Raw genomic sequence first — 19,238 nt, forward strand, 5'->3', positions numbered from 1 at the left:
CCTACAGGGGCAGGTAGTTGCGCAGCTCGAACGGCGTCACGTAGCTGCGGTACTCGGTCCACTCGGTCCACTTGTTGCGCAGGAAGTAGTCGAAGACGTGCTCGCCCAGCGCCTCGGCGACGAGTTCGGACTTCTCCATCTCGTTGAGCGCGTCGGCAAGGCTGCCCGGCAGCTCCCGGTACCCCATCGCGCGGCGCTCGCCGGGGGTGAGGGCCCAGACGTCGTCCTCGGCCTCCTCGGGCAGTTCATAGCCCTCTTCGATGCCCTTGAGGCCGGCCGCCATCAGCACCGCGAAGGTCAGGTACGGGTTGCACGCCGAGTCGGGGCTGCGCACCTCGATGCGGCGCGACGACGACTTGTTCGGCGTGTAGAGCGGCAGGCGGACCAGGGCCGAGCGGTTCGCGCGACCCCAGGTTGCCGCCGTCGGCGCCTCGCCGCCGTGGATGAGGCGCTTGTAGCTGTTCACCCACTGGTTGGTGACCGCGCTGAACTCGCCGGCGTGGTGCAGGATCCCGGCGATGAACTGCTTGCCGATCGGCGACAGCTGCAGCTCGTCGTCGGGGTCGTGGAAGGCGTTCTCCTCGCCCTCGAACAGGCTCATGTGGGTGTGCATCGCCGAGCCCGCGTACTCGCTGAACGGCTTCGGCATGAAGGTCGCCGACACGCCCTCGTTGATCGCCACCTCCTTGATGAGGTAGCGGAAGGTCATCACGTTGTCGGCCATCGACAGCGCATCGGCGAAGCGCAGGTCGATCTCCTGCTGCCCCGGTGCACCCTCGTGGTGGGAGAACTCGACCGAGATGCCCATGGACTCCAGGGCGTCGATCGCGTGGCGGCGGAAGTTCGGCGCGGCGTTGTGCACGGTCTGGTCGAAGTAGCCGCCCTGGTCGGCCGGCACCGGCTCGGTGCCGTCGGTGGGCGCGTCCTTCAGCAGGAAGAACTCGATCTCCGGGTGCACGTAGCAGGAGAAGCCCTTCTCGGCGGCCTTGTTCATCTGGCGCCGCAACACCTGGCGTGAATCGGCCCACGACGGCGTGCCGTCGGGCATCACGACGTCGCAGAACATGCGCGCCGAGTGGTGCCGGCCGTCGGAGGTGGTCCACGGCAGGACCTGGAACGTCGACGGGTCGGGGCGGGCCACGGTGTCGGCCTCCGAGACGCGCGAGAAGCCCTCGATCGCCGAGCCGTCGAAGCCGATTCCCTCTTCGAAAGCGCCCTCGAGTTCGGCCGGCGCGATCGCCACGGACTTCAGGTAACCGAGCACGTCGGTGAACCACAGGCGGACGAATCGGATGTCACGCTCTTCGAGCGTTCGGAGCACGAACTCTTTTTGGCGGTCCATATCCGCCGAGCCTAGAAGCAACCTGTTACGGGCGTGTTACTTCTTGGGCTTTTGGCGGCCCCGCGAGGGTGTGACCAACCGCACGCGGCCTCCCATTGGCCAGCGGGCGCGGCGGTGGGAGAATCAAAGACGTCCACATCAAACCCGGGTACCCGTCAAGGGACTCGAGGCAGAAAAGAGACACATCATGTCCGATGCACCCGTGTACGGCGCCACCGGCGATCAGCCCCGCCGCGCCACCCGCATCCAGCACCTCGCCCAGATGAAGGCCGACGGCCAGAAGTGGTCGATGCTGACTTGCTACGACTACTCCACCGCCGCCCGATTCGACGAGGCCGGCATCCCGGTGCTGCTCGTCGGCGATTCGGGTGCCAACACCGTCTACGGCTACGACACCACCATCCCGGTCACCCTCGACGAGATGATTCCGCTGGTGCGCGCCGTCGTCCGCGGCGCGCCGCACGCGCTGGTCGTCGCCGACCTGCCGTTCGGCACCTATGAGGCCGGCGCCCAGCAGGCCCTCGAGTCGTCGGTGCGGTACTTCAAGGAGACCGGCGCCCACGCGGTGAAGCTGGAGGGCGGCGAGCGCGTCGTCGACCAGATCGCCACGCTGTCGGCCGCCGGCATCCCGGTCATGGCGCACATCGGCTTCACCCCGCAGAGCGTCAACGGCCTCGGCGGCTACCGCGTGCAGGGTCGCGGCGACGGGGCCGACCAGCTCATCGCCGACGCCATCGCGGTGCAGGAGGCGGGTGCCTTCGCCGTCGTGATGGAGATGGTCCCGGCCGAGCTCGCGGCGCAGATCACCCGCAAGCTCACCATTCCGACCGTCGGCATCGGCGCGGGCAACGAGACCGACGCCCAGGTCCTCGTCTGGCAGGACATGGCCGGCCTCACCAGCGGCAAGACCGCCAAGTTCGTCAAGCGCTTCGCCAACATCGGCGACGAGCTGCGCGATGCGGCGGCGGCCTACGCCGACGAGGTCGCGCGCGGCACCTTCCCGGGCCCCGAGCACAGCTACTGAGCCCGACCGGTCTCTAGGCTGGGTGCATGCGCGAGCTGTACCCGGACATCGAGCCGTACGAACAGGGCTTCCTAGCGGTCGGCGACGGCCAAGAGGTCTATTGGGAGGTCTCCGGCAACCCCGACGGGAAGCCGGTGGTCTTCGTGCACGGCGGACCCGGTGGCGGCACCTCGGGCAAGCAGCGGTGCTTCTTCGACCCGACGGCCTACCGGATCGTCCTGTTCGACCAGCGTGGTTGCGGGCAGTCGCGCCCGCACATCGCCGACGGCGCCGATCTGTCGGTCAACACGACCGATCACCTGATCGCCGACATGGAGGCCCTGCGCGCCCACCTCGGCATCGAGCGCTGGCAGGTGTTCGGCGGGTCGTGGGGCTCCACCCTCGGGCTGGCGTATGCGCAGGCACACCCGCGGCGGGTGACCGAGTTGGTGCTGCGTGGGATCTTCCTGCTGCGGCGCAGCGAGATCGACTGGTACTACAACGGCGGGGCGTCGCACATCTACCCCGACCGCTGGGAGGAGTACCTGGAGCCGATTCCGGCCGATGAGCGCGACGGCGACCTTGTCGCCGCCTACCACCGACTGTTGACCGGCACCGATCGGCTGCGCGCCCAGGAGGCGGCGCTGGCGTGGACGCGCTGGGAGTCGTCGACGAGTTACCTGCTCCCCCGCCCCGGCGAGGACTCCGACGACGAGGCGCGATTCGACCTCGCGTTCGCGACCATCGAGAACCACTACTTCGTCAACCACGGATTCCTGCGCGAGGGGCAACTGCTCGACAACGTCGCCGCGATCGCCGACATCCCCGCGGTCATCGTCCAGGGGCGCTACGACGTCGTCTGTCCGATGCGCAGCGCCTGGGACCTGCACCGCGCCTGGCCGGCGGCAGAGCTGAAAATAGTCGACGACGCCGGGCACGCATCGTTTGAGCCCGGCATTGTCGACGCGTTGGTCACCGCGACCGATCGGTTCGCGGCCACGACGGGTTAACGTCCCCGTATCTGGCCCCGGTAGAACTGGAATCCGCCCCACAGCAGACCGGCCACGACCAGGCCGAGGATGAGGTAGTGGCCGGTCCATACCAGCGCGATGGTGACGCCCAACAGGACCAGGATCCAGAACGCGGCCATCCCGAGGCCGAGGCCAATGACCCATGAGTTCTTGAGCGTGCGCTGCTGCTTCCAGCCGTACAACACGGTCCGGTCGTAGATATAGCGGCCGAGCAGGGACGCCGGCATCGGCTCGAACCGCCCGGTGGCCGGTTCCCGCACGGACGTGCCGCTGAACTCGACGCCCTTGCCCGCCAGGAGGGTCATCGGATAGAAGTCCTGGCGGTCGTGCGGGCCGTGGTAGTTGAAGGCGGTGGTCTTATCCCCCGGGTTGATGTCGCGCTTCGCCAGGACCTCGGGGCCGGCGATCGCGACCATGCCCTTGTCGGGGTCGAAGGTCACGACGGCGGTCTCGCCCGCATGGGTCAGGACGACTTCGTTCGCGGAAATCCGGGTGACGGTGATACCGCTCGGTCCGCAGTCGGCGGTCAGCCGCGCGACGGCGTCGTCGACGGTGCCGGTCGGCTTCGCCATCCGATCAGCGGGGTCCGAACGGGCCACCCGGCCCGGGCGGCGGACCCTGCGGCGGCGGCCCCTGCGGCGGGCGCATGTTCTGTGGCGGCGGCCCCTGCGGCGGCATCGGCCGCGGGGGCGGACCCTGCGGCGGCATGGGCCGCTGGGGAGCCTGCTGCGGCGGGAACTGCTGTTGCGGCTGCGGCGGGTGCTGCACCGGGCCGTGACCCACCTGGCCGTACTGGACCTGCGGGCCCGGCGCCCCGTAGCCGGCACCGCCGGCGAACGCCGGCTGCTTCGACGACCGGCGCTTGGCGGCGACGACCAAGGCCGCGATCGCGCCGAGCACGATGATGCCGATACCCACCATGAGCAGCACCATCGTCGGGAATCCACCGCCGCCGGACGCGGCGGCCAGGTTCACGCCGTTGTTCTTCAGGTATGCGCGCAGCGCGACGTTGTCGGTGATGAAGTTGAACGACTGGGTCTCCTGGCCGCTGGCGTCGCGAGTGCCCCACGAGTTGGTGCCGATGACCTCGCCCTTGGTGTTGATCGTCGGGCCGCCCGACATGCCCTTGCCGACGATCGAGGAGACCTCGGTCTGCGCGGCGCCGGACTCGCTGTGCTGGCGCGACGACACCTTGCCGTCCTTGAACGACGGCTGCGGCAGCGACGAGGTGTCGACGGTGCGCCGAACCTGGCCGGGGAAGCCGATGCTCGTCACGTCCTCGCCGATACTCGGCGCATCCGCCGCAACCGGAAGGGCGACCAGCCCGGAGGGCACCGCGTTGATCCGCAGGATCGCGTTGTCGCCCTCCTTGAAGGTCTGGAACGCGACGACCTGCGCGGGGGTCCAGTCGGTGATGATCTGGTGCTCACCGCTGGGCTGCTTGACCTTGATGGTCACCGACGGCTTGTCGCCGTCGCCGTTGGCACCGCGCACGTCCCAGCCGTCGCGGACCGCCTGGGACATGATCTGCTGTGCCTCCGCGTTGTCGCCGAGGACGCCGCGCACAGCCTCCTGGCGGAACATGTTCTTGGTCTGCGAATCGCCGGTGTCGACGCAGTGGCCGGCGGTGGCGATGAAGCCGGTCGTGTCGACGACGTAGCCGGTGCAGGTCGACTGGAAGGTGATCTGCTTCGACCAGCGCGCACCCGAGGTGAACGGGATCTTCACGGATCCGGTCATCTCCTGCATCAGGAACACCGTGGCCTTGTAGGCGCGATCGGTGACGGCCTTGTCGGCCATCGCCGGCGCGGCGCCGAGCGACATTCCAATACTCGCCACCGCCGTCAGGGCGGCGAGCTTGAGGGACTTCTTCATGTCGTACTTCCCTGTTCACCTGGGGAGCCGCGCCCTGGGGCCGGCTGCGATCGTGTCGTGCCGCTCACAGTAGTCGACGGCCGTGGCGCGGCATCGACGTCGTCGGGCGATCAACGTACGCCACCGGGCGGGGTCGGCCGAATGGGCGAACGAGTCGGCCGATAAGCCGGATCCTGTCCCGCCGAAGCGGGGGCGACCATCCATCTGGGCACACCGTCGCCGGGTACCTCGAGCAGTCCACCCGCGGGCTCGGGCGAGCCGCCCTCGAACACCCGCGCACCCGCACCCTCGCGGGTGCGGGCTTCGACCTTGCTCCGGGTGGGGTTTACCAAGCCGACGCGGTCACCCGCGCCGCTGGTGCGCTCTTACCGCACCGTTTCACCCTTACCGGCTCGCGCCGGCGGTTTGTTTTCTGTGGCACTGTCCCGCGAGTCACCTCGGGTTGCCGTTAACAACCACCCTGCTCTGTGGAGTCCGGACTTTCCTCGGCGCGCGGCGCACCAGGTGCCTGGCCGTTCCGCGCGACGCGGCCGCCTGGCCGACTCGTTCGCCCGTTCAGGGTACACCGGGCGGCGGCTAGTCCAGCGGGTAACTGCGCAGGTGAGACGTGTCGTTGACCAACCGGCCGACGGACCGATCAGCGCCGAAGTACTCGACCAGCGACACCGACGCCAGGTCGAGGTGCAGCCCGTAGAGCAGCTCGGGGCCCACGCGCATGGCGTCGCGCAGCATCGACTTGATCGGCGTCACGTGGCTAACGACGACGACGGTCTGCCCCGGGTGCTCGGCGACGATGCTCGCCCGGGCGTCGGTGACCCGCTCGGCGGTCGCGGCGAAGCTCTCCCCGCCCGGCGGGACCGCACCCGCGTCGCCCACCCACGCGCGGTGCAGTTCGGGGTCGCGCCGCGCCGCTTCGGCGAAGGTCAGCCCCTCCCACTCGCCGAAGTCGGTCTCGATGAGCCGCTCGTCGACGGTGACCGGCAGACCCGTGGCCGCGGCCAGCGGCTCGGCGGTCGCCCGGGTGCGCTGCAACGGCGAGCTGATGATGGCCGACACCGGCCAATTGGCGAGCCGCGCGGCCGCCCGGGCCGCCTGTTCACGGCCCGTCTCGGTGAGGGCGACGTCGGCCCGCCCGGAGTAGCGGCGATCGATCGACAGCGGCGTCTGCCCGTGCCGGAGCAGGACGATCCGAGTCGGCTCGGGCATCGACTACAGCCCGGATTCGTGGGTGCGGATGAGCAGCGCGCCACATTCCTCGCAGCGGATGACCTCGTCATCGTCGGCGGCCGCGATCTGGGCGACAGTGCCGCGGTCGAGTTCCATGCTGCAGGCGCCGCAGCGGCGCTGGCGCAGCAGGCCGGCGCCGACCTTTCCGTGGTCGGTCAAGCGGGTGTAGATCGTCAGCAACTCCGCGGGCGCCTCCGCGACCACCGCCGCGCGGCGCTGGTCGAGGTCGGCCAGCTTCGCGTCGAGCTCGGCGGCCGCTGCGTCGCGGCGCGCGGTGACCCGCTCGACGTCGGCGGTCAGGTCGGCGACCGCGGTCTCGGCCCGCGACTTCTCCTCCGCGGTGGCCTCCTGCCGCTCCATCAGTTCGAGGAGTTCGTCCTCGGCGACGGAGCGGCGGCGCGCGAGCCCCGCGACCTCGTGCTGCAGCTCCGACAGCGCCTTGGCCGCCATTCCGGTTTGGCCCAGCAGCTCGCTGTCGTGTTCCTCGCGGGTGCGCATGCCGGTGATCTCGGTGTCGAGCCGCTTGTATTCACGGTCGAGGTCCTCCGCCGCGATGTCGGCTCGCACGGCGTCGTCCCGGGCGTCGGCGAGTTTGCGCTCCAGGTCGGCGATCTCCTGCTCCTCGGGCAGGTGGGCGCGCTGGTGGCGCACCTTGGCCAGGTCGGCGTCGACCTCGGCCACCTCGAGCATCACGCGCTGGTCTGCCGCCGGAACCTTCATGGTCGGCGAGTCTAGTCGCGCGCCGGTGCGGCCAGCACGAACGGATCGGTCGGTTCGGCGAACACGGTCGCTTCAACGCCGAATCCGCCGATCAACCGCGCGGTCGGGGCGCACCACGGGAACTCGGTCGTCCAGTGCCCGGCGTCGACGAGTGCCGGGCCGCCGCACCGCAGCGCCTCGTCGACGACGTGATGGCGCAAATCGCCGGTCAGGTACACGTCGGCCCCGGCCCGGGCGGCCGCGCCGATCAACGAATCACCCGCGCCGCCGCAGACCGCGACGCGTCGAACGCGGCGCTCGGGGTCGCCCGCCGCTCGGATGCCCCAGGCCGCGACGGGAAGCCGCCCGGCGGCGTACTCGACGAACTCGCGCAGCGACATCTCGTCGGCGAGCTCGCCGACGCGGCCGAGACCCAGGCCGGAGCGATCGGGCACCGGCGCCAACTCCAGTACATCGAAGGCGGGCTCTTCATACGGATGGGTGGCGCGCAGCGCGGACAGGACTCCGCCGCGGGCCGAGCGCGGCGCGACCACCTCGACGCGGGCCTCGGCGACCTCTTCGACGCCGCCGCCGGCCCGACCGATCGTCGGGTTCGCCGCCGCCAGCGGTTCGAACTGCCCGGTGCCGACGACCGTCCAGGCGCAGTGCCGGTAGTCGCCGATCTCACCGGCACCGGCCGCGAACAGTGCCGCGCGCACCCCGGGGGCGTCGTCGACCGGGACCATCACGATCCACTTGTCGAGTTCGGCGGCACCGACCGGCTGCAGGGGCGCGGTGCCGCTCAAACCGAGGAGGTCGGCGAGCGCGTCGGAGACGCCGGGTCGGGCGCTGTCGGCGTTGGTGTGCGCGGTGTAGAGGCCGCAGCCGGCGCGGATGAGCCGGTGGACCAGGGCCCCTTTGGGCGTCGACGCGGCGACGGTGTCCACCCCGCGCAGCAGCAACGGATGGTGGGCGACGACCAGGTCGTAGTCACCGGCGACGGCCTCGTCGACCACCGCCGGGGTGACGTCGACGCAGACGAGGACGCGGCCCACCGGTTCGGCGGGATCCCCGCAGACCAGCCCCACCGAATCCCAGTCCTCAGCCAGCCGCGGCGGAAACGCCTGGTCCAGCCGGTCGACGATGCTCGCGAGCGCCACCTGTTGTGCCACGCGACCCACCTTTCCACACGACCCCCGTAGGCTGGGAGGCGTCATGAGCGAGAAACTTGTCATCTGTGTGGTGTGCACCGGCAACATCTGCCGGTCCCCCATGGGGCAGAACATCCTGCGCGCCGCGCTGGAGCAGGCCGAGCTGGCCGATCGCGTCGAGGTGATCAGTGCGGGCACCAGCGGCTGGCACGTCGGCCAACCCGCCGACAACCGCGCCCGCACCGAGCTGCTCGCGCACGGCTACCCCGACGACCACGTGGCGGCCCAGCTCGGGCCCACACACTTCGATGCCGATCTGATCCTCGCGATGGACGGCGATCATGTGCGGTCGTTGCAGCGCAAGCGACTGGGCGATCGCGTCCGCCTGCTGCGCAGCTTCGACCCCGCCTCCGACCCGGACGACGACGTGCCCGACCCGTACTACGGCACCCAGGGCGACTTCGGCGAAACCCGCGAGCTCATCGAGGCGGCCGTCCCCGGGATCCTCGCGTGGGTCCGCGAGCAGTTGGCCGACTCCGCCGCGGGGTGAGGATGTCCGTGCTGCGCTCCGTGTTCCGACCCGGCTGGATCGCGCTGGGGCTGGGCGTCGTCGCCTTCGCGGCGCTCTGCTTCTCCGTGTTGGCGCCGTGGCAGCTCGGCAAGAACACGACGACCTCGCACCGCAACGAGCTGATCCGGTCGGCGGCCAAGACGGCGCCGGTCCCGATCGCCGACGTCGTGCCCGATCCGCGCCGGCTCGACCCCGACGTCGAGTGGCGCGAGGTGACGCTCACCGGCCGCTACCTGACCGACCACCAGGTGCTCGTCCGGCTGCGCCACGTCGACGAACAGCCCGCGGTCGAGGTGCTGGCCCCCTTCGAGTCGAACGGCACGACGTTCCTCGTCAACCGCGGCTACGTGCGGCCGGAAAAGGCCGCCGCCATCCCGCAGGTGGGCCCGCCGCCGGCCGAGCCGGTGACCATCACCGCCCGGATCCGACGCGGCGAGGGCACCTCGGCGGGACGCGGCGTCGCTCCCGTCGACGGGGCGATGACGGCGTACACGATCGACCCCGTCGACGTCGGGCGGGCCGAACAGCTCACGCTGGCGCCGTTCTACCTGCAGCTGTCGGCGAAGCAGCCGGGGTCGCTGGCGACGATCGAGCTGCCCCAGCTCGAGGCCGGGCCGTACCTGTCCTACGGATTGCAATGGCTGGCCTTCGGCATCATGGCGCCGCTGGGCGTCGCCTACTTCCTCTACTCCGAGGTCAAAGCGCGCCGCACGGCTGCCGCCGAACCCGCCGACGGCGATCCGCCGCCCGAGGACGACAGCGCGCGCGACAAGCTGCGCGCGGCGGGCTTCGCGACCGGGGCGAAGCAGCGCCAGACGATTGGCGCGGCGCCCGAGGTCACTGGCGCCGACGACGAGGTCAAGCGCAAGTTGGCCGACCGCTACGGCCGGAAGTAGCGCGGTGCCGCCGCAGCGGTCCGGACCGGAGCCGGGCGCCTATCCGATCGACACGGGCACCGCGGTGCTCTCCCTCGCCGCGGACGGCTGGTTGGTGACGATCAACGGCGCCGAGAGCAGTCACATCGATCCCGAGGACCCGCAGCGTCTCGAGTTCGAGTACATGCGGCAGATGGCGCACGTGGCCGAGGGGCGCTGGCCGGTCGGCGCACGACCGCGCATCCTGCACCTGGGCGGCGCGGCGTGCGCGCTCCCCCGCTACTTCGCCGCCCGCCATCCCGACGCCCGTCAGGTGGCCGTCGAGATCGATGCGGCCCTGGCGGCATATGCGCGGGAGTGGTTCGACCTCCCCCGCTCGCCCGCGCTGCGGATCCGCGTCGACGATGCGCGCACCGTCGTCGAGTCGCTGACGCCCGGCACCCGCGACCTCGTCGTCCGCGATGCTTTTGCCGGCGAGCGCGCGCCCGCGCACCTGACCACCCTGGAGTTCACCGCGGCGGTCGCCGAACTCCTCGACGACGGCGGCCTGTACCTGGTGAACTGCGCCGACGACCGGCAGCTGCGGTTGGCGCGCGCCGAGATCGCGACCATCGGCGCGGTGTTCGGGCACCTCGCCGTCGTGTCCGACGCGGCCATGCTCAAGGGTCGTCGCACCGGCAACATCGTCATCGCGGCCAGCAACGCGCCGATCGAGGTGACCCCCGCACTCACCCGCGCCCTGCTGTCCGATCCGCAGCCGGCACAAATCCTCGACAACTCCCGTGCCCGCGCGTTCGCCGGTCGCGCCGAGGTGCTGCGGGACCCGATCGCGCCCGAGGCGGGCTGACTCAGATCGTGTAGGCCAGATTGCTGGCGATCTGTTCGCCGAGCGCCTTGTCGCCGATGATGCGCACCGTCGCCGGGTCGGCGTCGCGTCGCCCGCCGATGAGGCGGAAGAAGTCGCAGGTGTCGACGTCGAGCGCGACGTCGGGGGCCGCTCCGCCCGGGGGCACGAGCCGAGCCCGGTCGGCGACCTCGATGACGAGCACGCGGTCCACCAGCCCGGTCAGCGCGATGGCAACGGTGTTGCCCTTCGGCACGCCGACGCGCTTGGCCAGCACATAGGGCAGCGACGCCGCCGCCTCGTCGACGGCGACGGCGGCCGGACGTGCGGTGAGCGGCGGGGTCAGGCCCAGGCCGTCGCGGACGTCGAGCTCGTGGATCCAGCAGTCGAAGTCGCGGATGCGCATGAACCGCGCATAGCTGTCCGGGCCCGCCGGGGTCATCGTCTCGGCGGCGAGTTCCGCGGGCGACATCGCGCCGAGCGCGGCGGTCCGCTCCGCGGTGATCTCGTCGAACAGCGCGAGCAACTCGGCCGGACTCGCGGGGCGCAACTCCTCGAGCCACTTCTCGTTGAGTTCGCCGATCGGGTTCTTGACGTGCGCGCGCCCGCTGACGTCGTGCTCGGGCACCTTGCGGCCGGCCAGCAGAGACTCGGTGCCGATGATGTGCGCCAGGATGTCGGCGTTGGACCAGCCCGGCAATACCGACGCTGCTGCCATCTGCTCGGCGGTGAGGCTGCCGAACAACTCGCGCAGCGCCGCCCACTCCTCGGTGAGCGCCTCGATGACCGCCGCGGAATCGACGTCGGAGACGGCCATCAGCGCACCGGCTGGATGCAGCTGGCCAGCGGGTCGACGACCGAGCAGCTCACCGCGGGCCGGGTCGGCCGGTACGTCGGTCCGACGCCGCCCCGGGCGATGATCCGGCGGTAGACGGGCACCGCGTCAGTGGGGATGCGGCGCAGGCTGCCGTCGCGCAGCGCGTTGACCGTGTAGAGCCCGAACCGCGGCGTATAGCTGCCCCACTCGTAGTTGTCGGTCAGCGACCAGTAGTTGAGGCCGAACACCGGTATCCCGTCGGCGCGGGCGCGCTGGACCCAGTACACGACGTCGGCGAGGTGGTCGCCCCGTCGATACCCGTCGGTGCGCGGCTTGCCGTCGCGGGTGGGCATGCCCGTTTCAACGATGTAGATCGGCTTGCCCGGGTAGCGGCGCGCGTTGTAGCGCAGCACGTAGTAAATTCCGTCGGCGTCGATCGGCAGCTCGGGCATCGCCTCCTGCAGACTGCCGCTGAGCAGGCGCTGTGCGCCGGCCAGCGCGCCACGGGTCTGGCCGAGGGAGAAGCTGTAGTAGTTGTCGACACCGACGAAGTCGGCGTGCCGCATAAACTGGTCGGTCAGCTCCGCGTCGATCAGCGGTTCGGCGGCGGGCAGGTACGCAGAGTTCGACGTGACCTTCGCACCCGGCTGCACGCGGTGGATGTAACGGTAGATCCGGGCGTGCACGTCGACCATCCGGTCGCGCATGAGTGGCAGCGCGGCCGGCGAGATCTCCCCGCGCTGTACCTGCTGCAGCGTGTTCATCACCGGCTCGTTGAACGTCACCCACAGCGGGTTGAACTTGCTGAGGCGGTCGACGACGCGGCGCGCGTAGTTCATCCACAACCGTGCCGAGTTCGGATTGGCCCAGCCGCCCTTCCGCATCATCCACAGCGGGTACACCCAGTGGTCGATGGTGACCATCGGGCGCATGCCGGCGGCGACGATCGCGCCCACCATGTCCTCGTAGTAGGCCCACTCCCCCTCGTCGAACCGGGTGGGCGAGGGCTGCACGCGCGCCCATTCGACGCCGACGCGGTAGACCTTGGCGCCCAGCCCCTGGGCGAGGGCGATGTCGGAGCGGTAGCGGTGGCGGAAGTCGATGGAGCGCCCGATCGGCGTCACGTCCTTCTTCGGCACGGTCCAGTTGCTCGCCGGACGGCCGCCGGGCGACCCCTCCGACTGGAAGCCCGACGAGGCGACGCCCCAGAGGAAATTCGCCGGGAGCGCCGGTGCGGCATGGACGGTTCCGGTCGGTGCGACGGTGGCGATGGCGGCGGCGCTCAGGACCGCGATGCCGATGCGGACCGACCGCAGTCCGGTCGCCTGATGAAAACCCACGATCCCACTCCCTGCTCGGCGGTTGTCTCGCCGTCACCCTATTCTGTTCCTCGTGCTTTCTCGTCGACTTGCGCTAGGCGCCATCGTCTTGGCGGTGCTGGTCCTCGTCGGCGGCAGCGTCACCCAGCGCGTCCTCGCCGACCCCCGGGTGGTGGATTCGGCCGCACCGGCCTGCGGAACCGCGGTCGACCTCAAGGCGAAGGCGTCGGTGCGCCGCACGGTCAACATCAACGGCGTCGAGCGGGTCTACCACGTCCAGATTCCCGGCGACTACGACCGGGCCACGCGCACGCCCCTGATCCTCGCGTTCCACGGGCACGGCGAGATGGCCAAGTGGTTCAAGCACTACACGCAGCTGTCGCGCCTCCCGGCGATCACCGTCTTCCCCGAGGGGCTGCGCGGCACCGATGGCGAGAGCGCCTGGCAGGGCGCGCCGTACGCACCGCCGCAGGCCGACGACGTCGCGTTCACCAGGGCCGTGCTCGACAAGCTCACCACCGAGGCGTGCGTCGACAGCAAGCGGATCTACGCCGTCGGCCGCTCCAACGGCGCCGGCTTGGTCAACATGCTGGCCTGTCAGCTGCCCGGCCGATTCGCCTCGGTGGCGATGGTGTCCGGCGCGTTCTACCCGGAGGCCGACGTCGGGTGCGAGCACGCGCCATGGGTGTCGCGGATCGAGTTCCACGGCACCGCGGACTGGACGGTCCCGTACGACGGCGAGATGAAGAACGGCTCGGTCCTCCCGCCCATCCCGCTGTGGCTCGAGGGGCAGGCTCGCAAGGCCGCGTGCGCTCCGCCCGTGCAGCGCGGCATCGCACCCAACACCCTGCGCATCGACTGGGCGTGCCAACCGGCTGGCGCGATGCTCAGCCACATCCGCATCGACGGCGGCACCCACCGGTGGCCCGGGTCGACCGAGGCCATGTGGCGGCCGTCGAATCACATCAACGCCGCCGCACTCATCTGGCAGTTCTTCCAACTGCAGGGCCCCGGGCTCGCCCCGCCGGGCTGACGGACCGTGATCCTCGTCACACCGAAGATCACGAAAACATCACGCTGCATGCGGAGATGCTCTCTGCGGCGGTGACCTGCCGGGGCGATCAATGCAGGCCATCGCGCCGATTGACCCTATTCTGATCGTCGTGATTTCTCGACGTCTCGCGTTACCAGCCTGTGTCCTTTCGATGGCCGGGCTCGTCGGTACCGCTTCTGCCCAGTTCGCCCTGGCCGCTCCGGGCGGCGTGTCCCCCGCGGCCGGAAAGCTCGTCGCCGGGCACACCTCGGTGCGGACCGTGATGATCAACGGCGTGCAGCGCAGCTACCGCGTCCACATGCCCGTCGGCTACTCGCGCGGCGTCCCGACGGCCCTGGTGCTGGCCTTCCACGCCCGGAGCCAGTCCGCCGTCGAGTTCGAGCACGCGACCGGCCTGACCCGACTGCCGGCGATCACCGTCTTCCCCGACGGTCTGCGCAGCGCCGCCGGGCCGCAGTCGTGGCAGGGCGCCCCCTACGCCAACCCGCGCGCCGACGACGTCGCCTTCACCCGTGCGATCATCCACCAGATCAACGCCGAGGCCTCGGTCAACCACGGCCGCGTCTTCGCGATCGGCCGCTCCAACGGCGGCGGCCTCGCCAACCTGCTGACGTGCCGCATGCCCGGCCAGTTCGCCGGTATCGCGCTGATCTCCAGCGCCTTCTACCCGCAGTCGCTCTGCGCGGGCGGCAACAACGTCTCCAAGCTCGTGCTGCATGGCACCGCCGACCCGATCGTGCCGTACAACGGCGGTACCAAGTTCGGCAACCACCTGCTGCCGGTCCCCGCTTATGTGAACCAGGCTGCGCGACGCGCCGGCTGCCAGAAGCCGATGAGCCGCAAGGTCCGCCGCAACGCCACCCGCATCGACTGGCTGCTCTGCCGCCAGCCGGGCACGATGATCTCGCACGTCCGCTACGACGGCGGCGGCCACGGCTGGCCCGGCCCGACTACCGGATCGATGGTGGAGCCCGGTCAACCGGTCAGCACCACCGGACTGATCTGGAACTTTTTCCAGACCCGCGGCCTCGGCCCGTTCAGCAGCTGAGACCGTTTGAACCCGCTCGGGGTGAACCGCTAGATTTGCGAGGTCATCGCCTCGATTGGCGGTGCGCGCGCGTATAGCTCAGCGGTAGAGCACTGGTTTTACACACCAGCGGTCCTAGGTTCGATCCCTAGTGCGCGCACTCACTATCGCCGCCGAGGCAGTGCCCGGCGCGCCTGCATGCCCAGCGCGGGGACAGAGTCCGCCAGATCGTCCCGCGACTTCACGTAACCGTCGAGCGCCCGATAGGACGCCCATGCTTGACGAGGTGACGGAACCCTCGGAATCCACGCCAGCTCCCAGTGAATCCCGTTGATTGGATCGTCGAAGAACACGGCGTAGTAGCCGGGCCAGTACTGCGGGTACGCCGTGGGTTCGTCGGTGACGGTGACCCCGCGGTCGAGCAGGAACTCGTGATGAAACCGATCGACCTCACGCCGATTGCGTGCCCACAGCGCGATGTGGTTGATGCCCACGGCTTGCTCGCCATGGGTGAGCCGATCACCCGAAGCTGCCGGCTGGATGCCGATGTAGCTGTGTGGACTGATGTGGTCCTGGTCATGTAGTACGTCGACTCGTACTCCATGTTGAGCGAGGAAAAGCTGCTGTAGCCGAGCCATCCGAACATGGCGTCGTAGAACACCAACGAGTCCTCGTAGTCGAGGACCGCGAACTCGACGTGATTGACCCCTCGCCAGCGCATGGTTACTCCATCCCCGTCTCAGCCCGACGGCACGTCACATCGCGATGGACTCGCCCGACTGCGCAGTCCACACTTCGGCGACGTCGGCGACCGGCAGCTCCAACGCCGCGCAGATCGCCACCACGGTGCCGAAGCTCGGGGTGGAGATCCGGCCCGCCTCGATTTTCCGCAGCGTCTCGGGCGAAATCCCCGCCGCGGCGGCCACGGATTCAAGGTCGCGCCCGGCGCGCGCCTGCCGCACGAAGGAGCCCAGGCGGCGGCCGGCGGCGATCTGCTCGGGGGTGAGGGGCACGCGAACCATGCGCTCAGCGTACCGGTATTTCTGTACCAGGCAATCGTGATACCTTTTCGGTATTAGAATACCGAGAAGGAGTTGCGGGCCCGATGATCGAACTGAAGACGCCAGCCGAGATCGACAAAATGGCGGTGACGGGTCGCTTTGTCGCCTCGGTGTTGCAGGACGTCTCCGGACGGGCCGAACCGGGCGTGAACCTGCTGGACTTGGAGCAGCGCGCGCGGACGATGATCAGCGAGCGCGGGGCCGTGTCCTGCTACTGGGACTACGCACCGTCCTTCGGCAGCGGCCCGTTCCGCAACGTCATCTGCCTGTCGGTGAACGATGCGGTGCTGCACGGCCTGCCGCACGACTACCGCCTGCGCAGCGGGGACGTGCTGACGTGCGACTTCGCCGTGACGATCGACGGGTGGGCAGCGGACGCCTCGGTCACCGTGCAGGTCGGCGAGCAGACGGCCGACGTCACCGCGTTGATCGACTCCACGGTCCGGGCCCGTACGGCCGGGATAGCCGCCGCCGTCCCCGGCAACCGCCTCGGCGACCTCTCGTCGGCGATCGGAGCCGTCGCGCGCGACGGCGGGTATCGCGTGAGCACCGATTACGGCGGCCACGGCATCGGCCGCACCATGCACGAGGACCCGCACCTGCCGAATCGCGGGCGCCCGGGAAAGGGCGTGACGCTTCGGCCCGGTCTGGTGCTCGCGGTCGAACCGTGGTGGGGCCTGGGCACCGACGAACTGGTCAAGGATCCCGATGGCTGGACGCTGCGCATGGCCGACGGCCTCCCTGCCGCCCACTCGGAGCACACCGTGGCCGTCACAAACGAAGGGCCGCGCGTCCTCACCGTCGTCGACAACTGAACGAACCCACAGATCAGCGCGCGACGTCGACGACCAGCCGCGTCGGACCGGCGAGCTGTTCGACGCGAACCGCCGGGTCGACCGCATCGACGCCGACGAAGACGCCCGCCTGCCCCTCGAACACGCCGCGATAGCTCACCTCGGCGATCCCGCCGGTACCCGCGATCACCTTCCTGGCCCCATACCCGCGGGTCTGCTCGTTGCTGACCCCGGTGATCACGACGGCGACGACCGTTCTGCCGGCGACCCGAACCGGGAGGCCGCTGCCGTCGTCGCGCGGGTCGTCGTCGACGCGCACCAGGTAGCCGAGTGGGCCGGATCCCCCGGTGAACTCGAAGACCACCCGGTCGAAACCGGTGTGCGTGCCGACGCGGATGTCGCTGATCGCGTACTGCTCGACGACCCCGGCGTCCCGACGCTGCGGCAATGGCTGAGTCGGCACCGAATCGTCGGCGGCGGTGCACGCGCCGAGGACGAGGACCGCGATCACGGCCAGTGCCGCGCGCACGCCCATCGGCTAGCCCGCGGCGGCCTTCAGCGCGCGCTCCCAGACGGAGTCGTCGCGCGGCCCGCCGGGGTCGGCGGCGTCGGAGAACAGGACGGTGCGGTCCTTGTCGACGACGATCGTGCCGCGCACCGGATAGCCGCGCTGCTCGTCGAACACCCCGTACTGGGCGGCGACGGCGCCGTGCGGCCAGAAGTCGGACAGGATCGGGAACAGGAAGCCCTGCGCCCCGGCCCACACCTTGTGGGTGGGCGGCGGGCCGACGGAGATCGCGATGGTGGCCAACGAGTCGTTGTCGAACTCGGGCAGGCGGTCGCGGATCAGGCCGAGCTCCCCCTCGCAATTGCCGGTGAAGGCCAGCGGGAAGAAGACGAGCAGTGCGCGACGGTCGGCGGTGACCGTCGAGAGGTTCACCCGTTGATTGTTCTGGTCGGGCAGCGTGAAGTCGGGCGCCCGCTGCCCACTGGCGATCAGTTCGCGCATCGTCAGCGCGTGCCGCGCGACTTCGGCTGACCCAGGCGGGTCGCGGTCCAGTCGCCGACGTTGGTGACGCCGGTCTGCGTCAGGCCGGTCGTCGCGGCCGCCTCGCTGATCTCGCTCGGCTCCACGTAGCCGTCCTTGCCGGTCTTGGGCGACAGGACCCACAGGTAGCCGTCGTCGGCCAGCGGTCCGATGGCGTCCATCAGGGCGTCGGTCAGGTCGCCGTCGTAGTCGCGCCACCACAGGATCGCCACGTCGATGACGTCGTCGGCGTCCTCGTCGAGCAGCTCTCCGTCGATGATGTCTTCGATGTCCGCGCGCAGGTCGTCATCGGTGTCGTCGTCCCAGCCGAGCTCCTGGACGACCTGACCCTTGCTCAACCCGAGCTTCTGCGCACCGGCACCATCGGCGGCAACCACGAGCGACCTCCCTATACGCGGTCGGAGCCGAGTGAGTCCCGACGCCTGTGCTGCTATCCCACCCGCTTACGGCCGAGAGTGCAACCCGTGATGCGGAATCCGGGGCCGCGTGCTCAGTAGTAGGTGCGGCAGAGGCTGCGCAGCTGCTGAGCGGCCTCGTTGCGCTCGCGGGCGCTCGCGTTGATCTGGTCGATGTTCCCGCCGGCCAGTGCGTCGCGCTGGGTCTTGTAGACGTCGGCCACCTTGCCGAACTGCGTCTTGAGGTCCGCCGGCATGTCCTTGGCCGCGGCCGCGCGCAACGACACGATGGTCTTGTCCAGCTCGGCGATGATCTGCTTGTCGAGGCCGCCGAAGTTCTGGTTGGCGTTGTAGTGGTCGATCATGCGGTTGTAGTTGACCGACGACAACCAGTCCGAGAGCTGCGCGCACTGCGTCTCGGCGTTGTGCTTCTGCACGTACTGGGTGACGATCTGCGGGTTCGGCGCCTTGGCCTTGCCGCTCACCGTGCACCCGGTCAGCCCGGCGGCGGCCGCCACTGCGACCAGGGCCGCGGCAACCTGTCGACGTCGGCTGGGGGCGATCTTGTGCGTCATGACTCTCCGTACTGTTTGGCGAGGGTTTTGACCCGGTTCCACTCTCCGATGTTGCCGAAGATGGCGATCCAGTTGTAGGCAAGCATCGACAGGATGCCGAACCAGCCGAGGAACAGGCAGTGCAGTTGTGCGCGCCAGAACGCCCGACGCACGTCGGCCAGGGATCCGGTGACCTGGTTGGGGGTGGTCAGCGCCATGATCAGCAGACCGGTGTGGGACTTGAACACCGCGGTGTAGACGCCGGGGCCCTGCGCGTACGGGTGCTGCTCGCCGGGCGGCTGCGGTGGGTACGGCTGACCGGGCTGCGCGTAGCCCTGCGGCTGCTGCGGGTAACCCGCCGGCGCGGGATGGCCGGGTTGCTGCGGATAGCCCGGGTGCTGCGGCTGAGCGGCCGGCGGCGGGTACCCGCCAGGCGGAAGCGAGCCAGGATCCTGCGGCAACGGCGCGGTCATCAGTCCCCCCTGGGTATCGGACTCCCGGCACGGATGCGCCGAGACCCCCTTGAGAATATCGGCAATCGTAACGCTGTC

At 69.9% G+C, this 19,238-nt stretch carries 22 protein-coding genes, 1 tRNA gene, 1 other RNA gene and 1 pseudogene; 9 read left to right on the forward strand and 16 right to left on the reverse strand.

The window, feature by feature from the left end; all coding sequences use genetic code 11:
- Position 1 precedes the first annotated feature (1 nt).
- On the reverse strand, positions 2 to 1,342 hold the full coding sequence (glnA, locus tag QM728_RS09135; protein ID WP_415031714.1) for a type I glutamate--ammonia ligase: 1,341 nt from the start codon (positions 1,340 to 1,342) through the stop codon (positions 2 to 4).
- A gap of 187 nt (positions 1,343 to 1,529) precedes the next feature.
- Between glnA and panB the strand changes: the two genes are divergently transcribed.
- Together panB and pip are read left to right on the forward strand one after the other, a co-directional pair.
- Entirely contained in the window at positions 1,530 to 2,366 is an 837-nt protein-coding gene (gene panB, locus QM728_RS09140; protein WP_415031715.1) for a 3-methyl-2-oxobutanoate hydroxymethyltransferase, read from the forward strand.
- Between the two features lie 26 nt (positions 2,367 to 2,392).
- Positions 2,393 to 3,355: a prolyl aminopeptidase gene (gene pip, locus QM728_RS09145; protein ID WP_415031716.1), complete on the forward strand. Its 963-nt coding sequence runs from the start codon at positions 2,393 to 2,395 to the stop codon at positions 3,353 to 3,355.
- On the opposite strand, the gene QM728_RS09150 is transcribed toward pip, so the two are convergent.
- From QM728_RS09150 to QM728_RS09175, 6 genes are all read right to left on the reverse strand, one after another.
- On the reverse strand, positions 3,352 to 3,948 hold the full coding sequence (locus QM728_RS09150; protein ID WP_415031717.1) for a hypothetical protein: 597 nt from the start codon (positions 3,946 to 3,948) through the stop codon (positions 3,352 to 3,354). The genes pip and QM728_RS09150 overlap by 4 nt on opposite strands.
- Positions 3,949 to 3,952: 4 nt before the next feature.
- Complete coding sequence (locus QM728_RS09155; RefSeq protein ID WP_415031718.1) at positions 3,953 to 5,251, reverse strand: S1 family peptidase; 1,299 nt, start codon at positions 5,249 to 5,251, stop codon at positions 3,953 to 3,955.
- A 146-nt stretch (positions 5,252 to 5,397) separates the two neighbouring features.
- An RNA gene (rnpB, locus tag QM728_RS09160) (RNase P RNA component class A) lies at positions 5,398 to 5,797 on the reverse strand.
- Between the two features lie 30 nt (positions 5,798 to 5,827).
- A complete protein-coding gene (locus QM728_RS09165; protein WP_415031719.1) occupies positions 5,828 to 6,457 on the reverse strand; it encodes a histidine phosphatase family protein in 630 nt (209 codons plus the stop codon).
- Between the two features lie 3 nt (positions 6,458 to 6,460).
- Positions 6,461 to 7,198: a zinc ribbon domain-containing protein gene (locus QM728_RS09170; RefSeq protein WP_415031720.1), complete on the reverse strand. Its 738-nt coding sequence runs from the start codon at positions 7,196 to 7,198 to the stop codon at positions 6,461 to 6,463.
- Between the two features lie 11 nt (positions 7,199 to 7,209).
- Positions 7,210 to 8,394: a Nif3-like dinuclear metal center hexameric protein gene (locus QM728_RS09175; protein WP_415031721.1), complete on the reverse strand. Its 1,185-nt coding sequence runs from the start codon at positions 8,392 to 8,394 to the stop codon at positions 7,210 to 7,212.
- Here QM728_RS09175 and QM728_RS09180 point away from each other — a divergent pair.
- Genes QM728_RS09180 through QM728_RS09190 form a run of 3 tightly spaced genes read left to right on the forward strand, consistent with a single transcriptional unit; the run spans position 8,393 to position 10,621 of the window.
- Positions 8,393 to 8,878, forward strand: a complete 486-nt coding sequence (locus QM728_RS09180) for a low molecular weight protein-tyrosine-phosphatase (RefSeq protein ID WP_415031722.1) — start codon at positions 8,393 to 8,395, stop codon at positions 8,876 to 8,878. The two genes, QM728_RS09175 and QM728_RS09180, sit on opposite strands and share 2 nt — an antisense overlap.
- A 2-nt stretch (positions 8,879 to 8,880) precedes the next feature.
- A complete protein-coding gene (locus QM728_RS09185) occupies positions 8,881 to 9,795 on the forward strand; it encodes an SURF1 family protein (protein WP_415031723.1) in 915 nt (304 codons plus the stop codon).
- Between the two features lie 4 nt (positions 9,796 to 9,799).
- The gene (locus tag QM728_RS09190) at positions 9,800 to 10,621 is read left to right on the forward strand and encodes a spermidine synthase (RefSeq protein WP_415031724.1); all 822 of its coding nucleotides are present in this window, start codon (positions 9,800 to 9,802) and stop codon (positions 10,619 to 10,621) included.
- Position 10,622: 1 nt separating this feature from the next.
- Here the strand turns inward: QM728_RS09190 and QM728_RS09195 are convergent, their stop codons facing one another.
- A complete protein-coding gene (locus QM728_RS09195; protein WP_415031725.1) occupies positions 10,623 to 11,435 on the reverse strand; it encodes a maleylpyruvate isomerase N-terminal domain-containing protein in 813 nt (270 codons plus the stop codon).
- Positions 11,435 to 12,775 carry a family 1 glycosylhydrolase gene (locus QM728_RS09200; protein ID WP_415031726.1) on the reverse strand — a complete coding sequence of 447 codons (1,341 nt, stop codon included), beginning with the start codon at positions 12,773 to 12,775 and terminating at the stop codon, positions 11,435 to 11,437. The genes QM728_RS09195 and QM728_RS09200 overlap by 1 nt, the downstream gene beginning before the upstream one ends.
- Before the next feature lie 52 nt (positions 12,776 to 12,827).
- On the opposite strand from QM728_RS09200, the gene QM728_RS09205 reads away from it, so the two are divergent.
- From QM728_RS09205 to QM728_RS09215, 3 genes are all read left to right on the forward strand, one after another.
- Positions 12,828 to 13,787, forward strand: coding sequence for an alpha/beta hydrolase family esterase (locus tag QM728_RS09205; RefSeq protein ID WP_415031727.1), 960 nt, complete (start codon positions 12,828 to 12,830; stop codon positions 13,785 to 13,787).
- A 172-nt stretch (positions 13,788 to 13,959) separates the two neighbouring features.
- Positions 13,960 to 14,856 (forward strand): alpha/beta hydrolase family esterase, encoded by an 897-nt coding sequence (locus QM728_RS09210; protein ID WP_415031728.1) that lies wholly within the window; start codon positions 13,960 to 13,962, stop codon positions 14,854 to 14,856.
- A gap of 67 nt (positions 14,857 to 14,923) precedes the next feature.
- Positions 14,924 to 14,995, forward strand: a tRNA-Val gene (locus QM728_RS09215).
- A gap of 4 nt (positions 14,996 to 14,999) precedes the next feature.
- On the opposite strand, the pseudogene QM728_RS09220 reads toward QM728_RS09215, so the two are convergent.
- Both QM728_RS09220 and QM728_RS09225 read right to left on the reverse strand, forming a co-directional pair.
- Positions 15,000 to 15,556: pseudogene (locus tag QM728_RS09220) on the reverse strand (VOC family protein).
- Positions 15,557 to 15,590: 34 nt separating this feature from the next.
- Entirely contained in the window at positions 15,591 to 15,857 is a 267-nt protein-coding gene (locus QM728_RS09225; protein ID WP_415031729.1) for a helix-turn-helix transcriptional regulator, read from the reverse strand.
- 83 nt (positions 15,858 to 15,940) lie between these two features.
- Between QM728_RS09225 and map the strand changes: the two genes are divergently transcribed.
- Positions 15,941 to 16,711, forward strand: a complete 771-nt coding sequence (gene map, locus QM728_RS09230) for a type I methionyl aminopeptidase (protein WP_415031730.1) — start codon at positions 15,941 to 15,943, stop codon at positions 16,709 to 16,711.
- A 13-nt stretch (positions 16,712 to 16,724) separates the two neighbouring features.
- Here the strand turns inward: map and QM728_RS09235 are convergent, their stop codons facing one another.
- From QM728_RS09235 to QM728_RS09255, 5 genes are all read right to left on the reverse strand, one after another.
- Positions 16,725 to 17,219 (reverse strand): hypothetical protein, encoded by a 495-nt coding sequence (locus QM728_RS09235; protein WP_415031731.1) that lies wholly within the window; start codon positions 17,217 to 17,219, stop codon positions 16,725 to 16,727.
- A 9-nt stretch (positions 17,220 to 17,228) separates the two neighbouring features.
- Positions 17,229 to 17,699 carry a peroxiredoxin gene (locus QM728_RS09240; protein WP_415031732.1) on the reverse strand — a complete coding sequence of 157 codons (471 nt, stop codon included), beginning with the start codon at positions 17,697 to 17,699 and terminating at the stop codon, positions 17,229 to 17,231.
- Positions 17,700 to 17,701: 2 nt separating this feature from the next.
- On the reverse strand, positions 17,702 to 18,115 hold the full coding sequence (locus tag QM728_RS09245; RefSeq protein WP_415031733.1) for a DUF3052 domain-containing protein: 414 nt from the start codon (positions 18,113 to 18,115) through the stop codon (positions 17,702 to 17,704).
- Positions 18,116 to 18,228: 113 nt separating this feature from the next.
- On the reverse strand, positions 18,229 to 18,708 hold the full coding sequence (locus tag QM728_RS09250) for a hypothetical protein (RefSeq protein ID WP_415031734.1): 480 nt from the start codon (positions 18,706 to 18,708) through the stop codon (positions 18,229 to 18,231).
- Positions 18,705 to 19,160 (reverse strand): hypothetical protein, encoded by a 456-nt coding sequence (locus tag QM728_RS09255; RefSeq protein WP_415031735.1) that lies wholly within the window; start codon positions 19,158 to 19,160, stop codon positions 18,705 to 18,707. The genes QM728_RS09250 and QM728_RS09255 overlap by 4 nt, the downstream gene beginning before the upstream one ends.
- Between the last annotated feature and the right edge of the window lie 78 nt (positions 19,161 to 19,238).

The organism is Gordonia sp. (in: high G+C Gram-positive bacteria), from assembly GCF_047602025.1.
In the GTDB taxonomy this organism is placed as follows: Bacteria; Actinomycetota; Actinomycetes; order Mycobacteriales; family Mycobacteriaceae; genus Gordonia.